The sequence below is a fragment of the Streptomyces sp. NPDC038200 genome, assembly GCF_055600785.1.
The window spans coordinates 419,690-431,791 of sequence record NZ_JBVJYH010000006.1 but is presented as its reverse complement, the minus strand read 5'-3'; the positions used below and the strand labels follow the sequence as shown (position 1 = coordinate 431,791).

General features: G+C 72.9%; 9 protein-coding genes. 4 read left to right on the top strand and 5 right to left on the bottom strand.

Going from position 1 to position 12,102, the window contains the following annotated elements; translation table 11 throughout:
* Positions 1-66 precede the first annotated feature (66 nt).
* The gene (locus tag ACZ7KF_RS16400; RefSeq protein ID WP_471074356.1) at positions 67-2,868 is read left to right on the top strand and encodes a SpoIIE family protein phosphatase; all 2,802 of its coding nucleotides are present in this window, start codon (positions 67-69) and stop codon (positions 2,866-2,868) included.
* A gap of 43 nt (positions 2,869-2,911) precedes the next feature.
* On the opposite strand, the gene ACZ7KF_RS16395 is transcribed toward ACZ7KF_RS16400, so the two are convergent.
* The 4 genes from ACZ7KF_RS16395 to ACZ7KF_RS16380 form a co-directional block, all read right to left on the bottom strand.
* Positions 2,912-4,987: a SpoIIE family protein phosphatase gene (locus ACZ7KF_RS16395; RefSeq protein WP_471074352.1), complete on the bottom strand. Its 2,076-nt coding sequence runs from the start codon at positions 4,985-4,987 to the stop codon at positions 2,912-2,914.
* Between the two features lie 168 nt (positions 4,988-5,155).
* Positions 5,156-6,436 carry a hypothetical protein gene (locus ACZ7KF_RS16390; RefSeq protein WP_471074349.1) on the bottom strand — a complete coding sequence of 427 codons (1,281 nt, stop codon included), beginning with the start codon at positions 6,434-6,436 and terminating at the stop codon, positions 5,156-5,158.
* Between the two features lie 169 nt (positions 6,437-6,605).
* Entirely contained in the window at positions 6,606-7,103 is a 498-nt protein-coding gene (locus ACZ7KF_RS16385; protein WP_471074346.1) for a SigE family RNA polymerase sigma factor, read from the bottom strand.
* Positions 7,104-7,349: 246 nt separating this feature from the next.
* Positions 7,350-7,598 (bottom strand): hypothetical protein, encoded by a 249-nt coding sequence (locus ACZ7KF_RS16380; RefSeq protein ID WP_471074343.1) that lies wholly within the window; start codon positions 7,596-7,598, stop codon positions 7,350-7,352.
* A 389-nt stretch (positions 7,599-7,987) separates the two neighbouring features.
* Between ACZ7KF_RS16380 and ACZ7KF_RS16375 the strand changes: the two genes are divergently transcribed.
* From ACZ7KF_RS16375 to ACZ7KF_RS16365, 3 genes are all read left to right on the top strand, one after another.
* Positions 7,988-8,356 carry a hypothetical protein gene (locus tag ACZ7KF_RS16375; RefSeq protein WP_471074339.1) on the top strand — a complete coding sequence of 123 codons (369 nt, stop codon included), beginning with the start codon at positions 7,988-7,990 and terminating at the stop codon, positions 8,354-8,356.
* A gap of 268 nt (positions 8,357-8,624) precedes the next feature.
* On the top strand, positions 8,625-10,346 hold the full coding sequence (gene ctaD / locus ACZ7KF_RS16370; protein WP_471074336.1) for an aa3-type cytochrome oxidase subunit I: 1,722 nt from the start codon (positions 8,625-8,627) through the stop codon (positions 10,344-10,346).
* Positions 10,343-10,693, top strand: a complete 351-nt coding sequence (locus tag ACZ7KF_RS16365; RefSeq protein ID WP_471074333.1) for a cytochrome C oxidase subunit I — start codon at positions 10,343-10,345, stop codon at positions 10,691-10,693. Before ctaD ends, ACZ7KF_RS16365 begins: the two co-directional genes overlap by 4 nt.
* Positions 10,694-10,703: 10 nt before the next feature.
* Here ACZ7KF_RS16365 and ACZ7KF_RS16360 read toward each other — a convergent pair whose 3' ends face one another.
* Positions 10,704-12,026, bottom strand: a complete 1,323-nt coding sequence (locus tag ACZ7KF_RS16360; protein ID WP_471074330.1) for a M64 family metallopeptidase — start codon at positions 12,024-12,026, stop codon at positions 10,704-10,706.
* Positions 12,027-12,102: the final 76 nt, after the last annotated feature.

Sequence of the window (12,102 nt, the reverse complement as noted above, 5' to 3'; positions counted from 1 at the left end):
GCCCGCCCGCCGGGCGGTCCGGGAACTCGGCGCCGGTGCACCCCCCAGCGGTGTTATCAAGGGTGTATGGAGGTATTTTCCGGGCGGCCTCGGAGCCCGGAACGCCATCCGCCCTCCGGGGGCCCGCGCCGACGCCGGGATTCCCTGCTGGACCTGCGCAGTGTGGCCGGTCAGGTGTTCCTTCTCCAGGTCGTCATCGTCTTCCTGCTGATCCTCGCCGCGATGGCGGCCACGGTGCTCCAGACGGCACGGGACGCGCTGCGGCAAGGGCGTCGCGAGTCGGTCGTCGCGGCCCGGTCGTTCGCCGACGCGCCCGGCACGGCCAGGGCGCTGCAGAGCCCGGATCCCACGGCGGTGCTCCAGCCGCAGGCCGAGAAGGCGCGCAGGAACACGGGCCTCGACTTCATCGTCGCCATGAACACACAGGGGATCCGCTACACGTATCCCTACCCGCGGGAGATCGGGAAGAAGTTCGTCGGCACCATCGGGCCGGCGCTCGAGGGCCGTACCGTCGTCGAACAGGCCGGCGGGCCGCCCCTGCCCACGGGCAAGGGGACGGCCGTGCAGGCGGTGGTCCCGGTGACCGACGCGCGCGGCAAGGTGGTCGGCCTGGTCTCCGCCGGGATCACGGTCAGGAACGTGGCGGCCCTGTGGCTGCCGCAGCTGCCGGTCGTCCTGGGCAGCGGCGCGGCCGCGCTGGCGCTGGCCATGGCGGGGACGACACTGGCGGCCCGCCGGCTGCGCCGGCAGACACACGGCCTGGCCCCGGTGGAGCTGGCGCGGCTGTACGAGCACCACGACGCGGTGCTGCACGCGGTGCGCGAAGGGGTGCTGATCACCGGGGCCGACGGACGACTGCTGCTGGCCAACGACGAGGCGACGCGGCTGCTCGGGCTGCCGGCGGACGTGCAGGGACGCCCGGTGACCGAGCTGGGGCTGCCGGAACCCGTCGCGCGGCTGCTGTCGTCGCCGGAGGCGGTCTCCGACGAGGTGCATCGCGCCGGGGACCGGTTGCTGGCGGTGAACAAGCGGCCGACGTACCCCGGGGCCGACCCGGGAGGCAGCGTGCTGACCCTGCGCGACACCACCGAGCTGGCGGCGGTCACCGGCCGGGCCGAGGTCGCGCGGGAACGGCTGAAGGTGCTGTACGAGGCGGGGGTGGGCATCGGGACGACGCTGGACGTGGAGCGTACGGCCCAGGAACTGGCCGACGTCGCGACGCCGCAGTTCGCCGACCTGGTGACGGTGGACCTGCTCGACGCGGTGCTGCGGGGAGGAGAACCCACGGCGGAGGGCCGGCGGCAGCTGCGCCGGGCGGCGATCGGCGGCGCGCGGCGGGCGATGCCGTTGTACCCGCTGGGCGAAGCGATCGCGCTGTCGGCCCGGACCCCGCAGATGCGGACGCTTCAGGAGGGCCGGGGCCTGCTGGAGGCGGACCTGCGGCAGGCGCCCGGCTGGCGGGAACAGGATCCCGAGCGCGCCCGCGAGGCCCTGGAGTGCGGGTTGCGCTCGCTGGTGACCGTGCCGCTGCGGGCGCGGAACGTACCGCTGGGCGTGGCGAACTTCTACCGGACGGTGGACTCCCCCGCGTTCGGGCCGGAGGACCTCGCCTTCGCGGAGGAACTGGCCGCGCGGGCGGCGGTGGCCGTCGACAACGCCCGCCGGTTCACCCGCGAGCACGCGATGGCGGTGGCGCTGCAGCGCAGCCTGCTGCCGCGGTCGCAGCCGGAGCAGGACGCGCTGGAGGTGGCCTGGCGGTATGTGCCCGCGGAGGCGGGAGTGGGCGGGGACTGGTTCGACGTCATCCCGTTGCCGGGCGCCCGGGTGGCCCTGGTGATGGGGGACGTCGTGGGGCACGGGCTGCACGCGACGGCGACGATGGGCCGGCTGCGCACCGCCGTGCACAACTTCTCCACCCTGGACCTGCCCGTGGACGAGGTGCTCGGGAACCTGGACGACATGGTCGTCCGCATGGACAGCGAGGAGGGCACGGTCGACGCCGCGCTGGGCCGCGAGGGGGAGGGCGTGACCGGAGCGACCTGTCTGTACGCGATCTACGACCCGGTGGCGGGGGTCTGCACGATGGCCCGCGCGGGACACCCGGAACCGGTGGTGGTGCGCCCGGACGGCACGGTCGTCTGTCCCGGCGTGCCGGCTTCGGCACCGCTCGGTCTGGGCGGCCACCCCTTCGAGACCGCCGAGCTGTTCCTGCCGGAGGGCTCGCAGCTGGTGCTGTACACCGACGGCCTGGTGGAGGACCGCACCCATGACCTCGACGTGGGGATGGAGCGGCTGCGCCGGGCGCTGGACGGTTCCGGGGACCGCACTCCGGAGGAGACGTGCCAGGCGGTGATCGACGCGTTGAAGCCGTCGCCCTCCTGCGACGACATCGCGCTGCTGACGGCGCGTACCCGGATCTTCCCGCCCTCGCGCGTGGCCGAGTGGGACGTGCCGCCGGACCCGGCGCTGGTGCCCTCGGTGCGGGCGCGCTGCCGGCGGACGCTGCGGGAGTGGGGGCTGGAGGAGTACGGGTTCGCCACGGAGCTGATCGTCAGCGAGCTGGTCACCAACGCGATCCGGTACGGCTCGCCGCCGGTCGCGGTGCGGCTGCTGTACGGCCGCTGCCTGATCTGCGAGGTGTCCGACGGCAGCGGCACCTCGCCGCGCCTGCGGCGGGCGGCGACCACGGACGAGGGCGGACGGGGACTGTTCCTGGTGGCGCAGTTCGCCCAGCGCTGGGGGACGCGGTACACGCCCCGCGGCAAGGTCATCTGGGCGGAACAGCATCTCGGTGCCGGGGCGCCCGCCGCCACGGGCCTCGCACCGGTCGACTTCCTCCTCGACCAGTTCGACGATCCCGACGCGTGAGTGACGCCTGAGATCCTCGCTGACGCGGGAGGGGCGCGCGAGTTCAGTGCCGGGCGTGGGCCAGGAGGAGGGCGACGTCGTCGCCGGCCGGGGGCCGGAGCGTCTCCAGCACCCGGTCGCACGCCTCCGCCGGATCCCGGTCGGCCGTCGCGGTCAGGGCGTCGCGCAGGATGCCGAGGCGGGCGTCGATCGGGTCGCCGCGCGTCTCGACCAGCCCGTCGGTGTAGAGCGCGAGCCGGTCACCGGGACGGAAGGCGAAGGACGTCGTCTCGAAGGCGCATCCGCCGACGCCCAGCGGCACCCCGGAGGGGACGTCGAGCAGCTCGGCCGGCCGGCCGGAGCGGACCAGGGCGGGAGGCAGATGACCGGCCACGCTGATGCGGCACTCGCCCCGCCCGGGGTCGTACCGGCAGTAGACGCAGGTGGCGATGGTGTGCTCGACGTCCTCGGTCAGGCGGTCGAGGTGGCGGAGCACCTCTGCCGGGTCGAGGTCCAGCTCGGCGAAGGCACGGGTGGCGCTGCGCAGCTGGCCCATGCCGGCGGCGGCGTCGATGCCGCTGCCCATCACGTCCCCGACGACCAGAGCGGTCTTGCCGCCCGGCAGGCGCATGGCGTCGAACCAGTCCCCGCCGATCTCGCTGACGGCTCCGGCCGGCAGGTAGCGGCAGGCGATCTCCAGTCCGGGCAGGCGGGGCGGCAGCTCGGGGAGCAGGCGGCGCTGGAGGGTGAGAGCGGTGTCGCGCACGCTCTGGTACCAGCGGGCGTTGTCGATGCAGGTGGCGGCGCGGCCGGCCAGCTCGCAGGCGAGGAGCGTGTCGTCCTCGTCGAACGGGGCGGGCGTGTGGACGCGTTCCAGGGCGAGCGCTCCCAGGATCTCCCCGCGGGCCAGGAGCGGCACCGCGAGGTAGGAGTGCACACCGGTCTCCTCCAGCAGGGAGGCGCCCTCGCTGGTCCGGGCGATGTGCCGCAGGTCCCCGCGGGTGGTCTCGGCCACCAGCACCGGACGGCGGGTGCGGACACAGCGGGTGAGCAGGCGGTCGCTGTCGTACGCGGCGACTCCGCCGGGCAGGTCGGCCGCCACGCGTGCCGCCTCGCGGGCGGGTGCCGCGGCGACGGCGGCGACCCGGAAGCGGGCCGGGCCGGTGTCCGACGGGGTGTGTCCGCGCAGCACGCTGTCGAGCACGTGCACCGAGGCCACGTCGGCGAGGTCCGGCACGACGACACCGGCCAGCTCGCGCGCCGTCCGCTCCACGTCGAGGGTCGTCCCGATGGAGGCGGAGGCGTGGGCGATCAGGGCCAGGCGGTTGCGGGCCTTGGTCGCCGCCAGGGTGGCCTCGTGGCGTTCGGTGATGTCGATGACGGACGTGGCCAGACCGATCACCCGGCCGGTGGCGTCGTCCAGCCGGTGGTACGACACGGACCAGGCGTGCTCGCGGTGCGGATCGGCGGGGGTACGGGCGACCACGTGCCGGTCGGACACCGGCTGCCCGCTCTCCAGGACCCGCCGCATCCGGGCTTCGACGGCCTCGGCGTCCAGGAAGGTCAGCACCTCGCGGACGCGCCGGCCCAGATGGTCGGCGGCGGGCAGGCCGTGGATGCGTTCCAGCGCCGGGTTCACGGTCACGTAGCGCAGGTCGGGGTCGAGGATGGCCAGGCCGATCGGGGACTGGGAGACCAGACGTGCGGAGAGGGCCACGCCCCGCTCGACCCGGGCCACCGTCGCCTGGTCCACGGCCAGGCCCAGGGCGTAGGTGTCCCCGAGATCGTCGAGCAGCCGCATGTTGCGGAACTCCACCAGCCGCGTGCCGCCGTCCTTGTGCCGGACCGGAAAGGCCCCGGCCCAGTCGGTCCCGGACTCCATGACCTCGGCGAACAGCGCGATCACCTGGTCCCAGTGCTCCGGGTGGACCAGCAGCCGCGCCCCGAATCGCCCCAGCGCCTCCTGCGCGCTGTAGCCGAACAGTTCCTCCGCCTGGGGGCTCCAGAACACCACGCGCCCGTTCGCGTCCAGCACCACCGCGGCGACGCTCAGCAGATCGAGCAGGCCGGTGGGCGACGAGCCGGCACCGGGCAGGGGCCCGCCCGGGGGTCCGGATCGCGAGGGGCCCGTCCCGCCCATGGGCCGTTCTCCTCTCCCCTTTCGGTGGGAGCGCGCCGCGTCGGCGACCCGCTGCCTGCCTGCCGTCCTCTGCCCGGGCTCCTGACCCGTACCACGCGTATACCCATAAACCGGTGGTATTCGGCCTGGGCGGGGACGCTCCCGTGCCGGGGGCGCCGGGCCTGCCGCTCAGGCCGTGAAGAACCGCTTGTCGAGCGCGACGCTCTCCAGCTCGGCCATGCTCAGCACCGGCCGGGGCCGGGTCACCGGGGCGCTCTCGGCGTACGAGTTGACCGACCGGGCCGCCACCCGGCGACCGTCCGGGTACAGGACGTCGACCAGCCACACCTGGGCCTTGCCGCCCTTCTCCGAGGGCCCCTGGACCCTCTTGATCCGGGTGCCGTCGGACAGCTTCGTGGCCGTGCAGCGACCGGGGACACCGGCGCAGCCCATGTGCCCGGCCAGCGCGGCGGTCATGTCGTACTGCGCGTCGACCTCGACCATGCTCTTCCCCCGGCCGTCGTCGTGGACCAGCTGGACCAGGCCGTCGCCGGCGTTGCGGTCGGAGACCGTGCCGCCCCGGGGGAGGTGCGAGGTCAGCACCTCGTTCATGCGTGCGCCGGACACGTGCTTCCTGGTGGAGACGGCACCGGCGGGGGCTCCCTCCGGGGCCGGCAGCGCGTCGACCGCCTCGTTCCATGCCGCGCTGCGCACGATCGAGGTCAGCTGGGCGAGGGACAGCTGGGGGTCGGCCCCGCCGGACGATCCCTTCTCGTCGCCCCCGCCGAACTCCTGCGCCGTCAGCTGCACCCCGTCGGCGGTGGTGAGCACCGCGTACCAGCGCTTCTGCCCGGTGTCGCTGCCGGGGTAGGTGAAGGACTCCGTGGTGTCGAGCACCGCTCCCCCGGGGAGTTTCCGGGTGGTGCACGTGTCGTACGGGCGCACCTCCACCGGCAGGCAACCGCTCTGGCCCCGCTGCTCGCCGGGAGCGCCGGGCTCCAGGCGGGTGAGGGTGATGTCGATGCCGGAGGACCCCTTCGGGGTGGAGTAGGTGAGCTTGGCCATCGGCCAGACGACGGGCGGGCCCGCCTGGGACGCCCGGCCCGTGGCCGCGGAGACGGTGCCGCCGGACGGCAGCAGACTCCTGAGCGTGCGGACCATGTCCTCGCCGCTGACCGACGAGGGCACCCGGGAGGACGGCTGCCCGGCGGTGCGGCCCGGGGCACCGGCCCGCACCTGGTCCGGGGCGCCGGCACCGTGGCCGCCGAAGGCGCCCGTGGCCATCAGCGTTCCGCCCACGGCGGCCACCGCGACGGCCACGCCGGCGACGCGGGTGGCGGCGAACAGCCGCATCCGGCGGCCCCGGGCGACGGACCGCCGTACCAGATCGGCGGAGTGGGGCGGGAAGTCGTCGGCGGCGCTGCCCATGGTGCGGGTCACCAGGGTTTCGAAGTCCTCGTCGCGAGGCATGGCCGGTCTCCGTTCTGCTGGGATGGTCGGGGCGTTCCGGGGCGTTCCACCGGCACCTGGACGTGGAGGGGCGCACGTGAGTGGTCCGGTGCCGGGTGATCCGGCACCGGTGGCCCGAGGGGCGCGGTCCGGGGGTGTCGTCGTGGCGGGGAGGCGTCAGGGCATGCCGTCATGCCGCCAGGTCGGCCAGGTCGGCGCCGAGCAGGGCGCGCAGCCGGTGCAGTGCGCGCATGCTCCGGGTGCGGACGGCTCCGGGGGACAGCTTGAGGACCTGGGAGGTCTCCTCCACCGAGCGGTCCTCCCAGTAGCGGAGCACCAGCACCGCACGGTCCTTGGCCGCCAGCCGGGCCAAGCCGTCGAGCAGGGCCATCCGCAGCTCCGCGTCCGGCGCCGGTCCCGCCGTGTCGGGCAGCCGGTCGCTGGGGCGTTCGGTGGAACTGCGGCGGCGGCGCTGGGAGATGTAGGTGCGCACCAGCACGGTGTCGGCATAGGCCACCGGGGAGTCCGCGCGGCTGATCCGCCGCCAGGAGCGGTACATCTTGGCGAGCGTCTCCTGGACCAGATCCTCGGCGAGGTGCCAGTCGCCGGTGAGCAGGCAGGCCGTCCGGAACAGCGGCCCGCTGCGGGCGGCGGCGAACTCCAGGTAGTCCGCGGGTGCTTGCCTCACCGTGTGTCCCTTCGTGGTCGTACGTCATCCCTTACACGCGGTGGGGGCGCCTCCGCGTTACACCCCGGGGTGATCGGATCCGGGAACGTTCTCGCCGGGGCGCCAACGCGAAGGCCCCGGACCGGTCATGGTCCGGGGCCTTCGGCACCCACTCCGGGACGAGCACACGTGATCACCGGCGGCCGGAGGGAAGGGGCTCATCGCCCGTGCCCCGGAACGCCGTTCGGTACGACACACGACCTGGCGCTAGCGGCAGTCCGAGCCCATGTCGGTGTACTGCGCGCCCGGATTGCCCTCACCGTTGAGCAGGTTTCCGCCCAGACCGTTGAGGATGCCGACCTCGCCCAGGATGTCGATGTTCATGTCGTGGGAATCGCATCCGCCGCCACCACCGCGCATGCTCTGCGCGGCCTGGGCGGTGGCGGGAACGGCACCCGCGAATCCGACGCCGCCGATGACGGCCGCCGCGACGGCGGCCTTGCGAAGTCTGCGCATTTCTCCTCCTTGGACCGGGTGGAGCGCACGCCCGAAAGATCCTCTGAGCGCTCCTTTCGGAGGCTAGATCGACCTCCCGCACGCCGCTCATCGGGGAAGCCATCCGAGAACCCGGTCGCTCGGCGGACGACCGGCCGCGCTCCCGGCTGCGGCTCGGTCCCGCACGGCAGTTGGCCGGTGCGCGGAGCGCCGGCGCGCCGGGGCCGACGCGACGGGTCGGCCTTCGGGCGGCGGTTGCTGCATCGGCGCCACGTGTGTCACCGGGTCGGGGGACTCAACAGGCCGGACACCGCGGGCGGGTGTGAACATCGCTCCTGAACGACCTGGTGACTCTCCCCGTCACCATGACCTGGTGACTCTCCTCGTCACCACGGCGGACAGGAGGACCGATGACGAACCTCGCGCTGAAGCGCCTGGCGGGTGTCACCGCGGCGGTGGCCGCGGGTGCGGCGGCCCTGATAGGCCCGGGTGCCGGCACCGCCGGGGCCGCCCAGGGGGCGCACTGCGACCGTGCCGAACGGGACATGTGGAGCGAGAGGCCCGGCACCGACGTGATCGGTCATGGGTGCAGCATCCCGGACGACGACCACCGCTGGTACCGGGTCAGGGTCGACACCCTGGTGAAGACCTACTACAAGACCGAGTATCTGGACGGAGGGGTGGCGCGGACCAGGACGGTGCACGACCGGACCGTCAAGTGCCTGGGCCACATCTCCGAGAAGAAGACGGTGCACTGGTTCGGCTGCGTGCCCTCCTGACCGTTCCGGCCACCGGCCTCCCCGCGGTCCCCCTCGTCCGCGGCACCGCCGGAGGACGGCCGCCGCCCTCGCTCTCCGGCAGCGGAGCGAGGGCGGCGGCGTACACGGGCCCGCCGCCCCCGTCCGTTGCTCCGTCCAGGTGTATCCGTCATCCGGACGGCCGCGCGTCGGCCGCTCAGGGGCCCGCTGCCGCCCCCGCCCGGCGAGGATGGCGGGTGACGGGCGTCATGCCGAGGGCGGACGGCGAGCATCGGGAGACGGACGACTTGTGAGCATCCTCAACGAACCCCAGGGCGGCGCCGAGGCGGCCGAGGACTCGTACGAGAACGAGTTGCCGGTCCGGCGCAAGCAGCCCGGCAACGTGGTGGTGAAGTGGCTGACGACCACCGACCACAAGACGATCGGCACGCTGTACCTGTCGACGTCGTTCGCGTTCTTCCTGTTCGGCGGTCTGATGGCGCTGGTCATGCGCGCCGAGCTGGCCCGCCCGGGCATCCAGATGATCTCGAACGAGCAGTACAACCAGCTGTTCACGATGCACGGCACCGTGATGCTGCTGATGTTCGCCACCCCGCTGTTCGCCGGGTTCACGAACTGGATCATGCCGCTGCAGATCGGCGCGCCCGACGTGGCGTTCCCGCGGCTGAACATGTTCGCCTACTGGCTGTACCTGTTCGGCTCGCTCATCGCGGTCGGCGGCTTCCTCACCCCGGACGGCGCGGCCGACTTCGGCTGGTTCGCCTACGCCCCGCTGTCGGACGTGATCCGCTCGCCGGGTATCGGCTCCGACATGTGGATCATGGGTCTGGCCTTCTCCGGCTTCGGCACCATCCTCGGCGCGGTCAACTTCATCACCACGATCATCTGCATGCGCGCCCCCGGCATGACCATGTTCCGCATGCCGATCTTCACCTGGAACGTGCTGCTGACCGGTGTCCTGGTCCTGCTGGCCTTCCCCTGTCTGGCCGCGGCGCTGTTCGCCCTGGAGGTGGACCGTCAGTTCGGCGCCCACGTGTACGACGCGGCCAACGGCGGACCCCTGCTGTGGCAGCACCTCTTCTGGTTCTTCGGCCATCCCGAGGTGTACATCATCGCGCTGCCGTTCTTCGGCATCGTCACGGAGATCATCCCGGTCTTCGCGCGCAAGCCGATCTTCGGGTACATGGGCCTGGTCGCCGCGACCATCGCGATCGCCGGTCTGTCGGTGACCGTGTGGGCGCACCACATGTACGTCACCGGCGGTGTGCTGCTGCCGTTCTTCTCCTTCATGACGTTCCTGATCGCCGTGCCGACCGGGGTGAAGTTCTTCAACTGGATCGGCACGATGTGGAAGGGAAGTCTCTCCTTCGAGACACCGATGCTGTGGGCGGCCGGCTTCCTCGTGACGTTCCTCTTCGGCGGTCTGACCGGTGTCATCCTGGCCTCGCCCCCGATGGACTTCCACGTCTCCGACTCGTACTTCGTGGTGGCCCACTTCCACTACGTGGTCTTCGGCACGGTCGTCTTCGCGATGTTCGCCGGGTTCCACTTCTGGTGGCCCAAGTTCACCGGCAAGCTGCTGGACGAACGGCTCGGGAAGATCACTTTCTGGACGCTGTTCGTCGGCTTCCACACCACCTTCCTGGTGCAGCACTGGCTGGGCGCCGAGGGCATGCCCCGCCGGTACGCCGACTATCTGGCGACCGACGGCTTCACGGCCCTGAACACGATCTCGACCATCGGTTCCTTCCTGCTCGGCCTGTCGATGCTGCCGTTCCTGTACAACGTGTGGAAGACGGCCCGGTACGGCAAGCCGGTCGGCGTGGACGACCCGTGGGGCTACGGCCGCTCCCTGGAGTGGGCGACCTCCTGCCCGCCGCCGCGGCACAACTTCGTCACCCTGCCCCGGATCCGCAGTGAGGGCCCGGCCTTCGACCTGCACCACCCGGACATCGCACTGCGCGAGCACGAGGGCGGGCTCACGGCGCCGATCGGCCGGGGCCAGGAGTGAACGCTCTGCCCCAGCGGGGGGCCGGAGCCTCCGGCGACCTCGGCAACGAGGTGGAGGGCTACCTGCTGTGGCAGGCCAGGGTCGCCGAGGCGGAGCGGCGCGCCCGGGAGTTCACCGGCTGCCTGGACTGGCTGACGACGGCGCAGCGCGAGGAGATCGAGCGCCGGTACGTCGCCGACAGCCTGTGCCGGGCCCGCGCGGACCTCGAACGGGTCGCGGCCCGCTGTGTGTCGTTGCGGGCCGAGTACGAGAACCGCTACGAGCTGTTGCGGCGGCGCCTGGTGGGCATGGTGCTCGCGGTGTGCGCCGGCTTCGCCACGCTGACCACGCTGCTGCTGGTCCTGTGAACCCGGTGGTTCACCGCACCTGCCAGGTGAGCGAGTTGCCGGTCCGGGCGCGCGCCGCCGGGTCCCGCAGGGCGGCCGTGCGGTCGGTCACGGTCGCGGTGATCCGGTGGCCGTGGCCGTGGACGCCCAGCGCGTGCGGGGTCACCGAACGGGCACCGGCCGCCCACGGGACCTCCCGGCCGTCGACGGACCAGGTGAGGCGGAGGTCGGCGAGGCCGGTCAGCGGGGCGAGGCGCACGGTGATCGGCCGGCCCGCGCGGACCGGGGCGGTGGTGGGCACGGGGGAGGTCAGCGCGTCCGCGTCGGCGTAGAAACCGGCGATCATCGCCTCGCGTCCGACGACGTTGAACTCGGTCGAGGCCAGGGTGCGCATGAGGGACGTGTCGGTGGGGCGGTGGACGCCGGTCTCGTAGTAGCCGCCGCCTTCGTAGGTGCCGACGGCCGATCCGGTCGGGTCCGGGAATCCGGCCCAGCGGTGCCACTTGGCCGCGGCCGGGTCGCGGTGGAGGGTGAGGTTGGCCGCGGCGGGCTCCTCGGCGAAGGGGTAGGCGCCGTAGCCGGGGTACTGGTACTCGTCGGCCAGCCCGCCTATGGAGTGGCCCAGTTCATGGGCCCCTATGAGGTACGACCGGTCATTGTCGGAGGACATCGTCGCCACGCCGTGGAAGGGCGTGCCCGGTGGCAGGTCGGCGGCCGAGTAGCCGGCGCCGCCGTACTTGGCGGAGTGGGCGACGACGAAGACGATGTCCGCGTCCGGGGCCCGGCCGGCGTACCGGGTGACGGCGCCGGTGTCGACGCACAGCAAGCGTTCGAGTCCGTCGCAGAAGAAGGAGGAGCCCAGCGCGGTGTCCTTCCTGTCGTCGGCGGTCGGGTCGCCGGAGACACCCGACTCGGGGGAGACGGTGCCGACCAGCCAGATGTTGAACAGACCCCGGTAGCTCCGGTACGGCTCGACGCCGAAGATCGCGTCCAGTTTCTCCTCGGCGTCCGCGGTGAACTCGTCCTGCTCACCGGCGGTGTAGCCGTCGCCCATCACCACCAGGTCGAGCCGCCCGGACACCGGTCCGGTGCGCTGGAGCGGCCGGACCGCGGGACCGGGACCGGACGCGGCGGGGGCGCGGACGGCGGGGCGGGGCGCCGGGGTGTCCGCGGGGAGGGTCACCCGGCGGGGCTCGGCCGCGGGGCCGGGGAAGTACTCGACGCGCTGGGTGCGCTCCGGCGGGACGGCCGCCGCGGCCTGCCCCGGCGCCCCGCCGGCCGTCGCCGCCACGGTGACGAGGACGGCCGCGGCAGCGGTGATCCAGCGGGTACGCGGTCTTGCGCGGTGCGGCACGGCAACCTCGCTCAAGTCTCTGGTTAAGTGGACTTAACAGAGCGCTTAACTTAGGAGCGGTGCCGCCAAACGGCAA

Excerpts from the sequence above, each read along its gene's own strand:
- ACZ7KF_RS16395 (WP_471074352.1), bottom strand. The coding sequence starts at position 4,987 with ATGGGCGGGACGGGCCCCTCGCGATCCGGACCCCCGGGCGGGCCCCTG.
- ACZ7KF_RS16400 (WP_471074356.1), top strand. The coding sequence starts at position 67 with ATGGAGGTATTTTCCGGGCGGCCTCGGAGCCCGGAACGCCATCCGCCC.
- ACZ7KF_RS16375 (WP_471074339.1), top strand. The coding sequence starts at position 7,988 with ATGACGAACCTCGCGCTGAAGCGCCTGGCGGGTGTCACCGCGGCGGTG.
- ACZ7KF_RS16390 (WP_471074349.1), bottom strand. The coding sequence starts at position 6,436 with ATGCCTCGCGACGAGGACTTCGAAACCCTGGTGACCCGCACCATGGGC.
- ACZ7KF_RS16380 (WP_471074343.1), bottom strand. The coding sequence starts at position 7,598 with ATGCGCAGACTTCGCAAGGCCGCCGTCGCGGCGGCCGTCATCGGCGGC.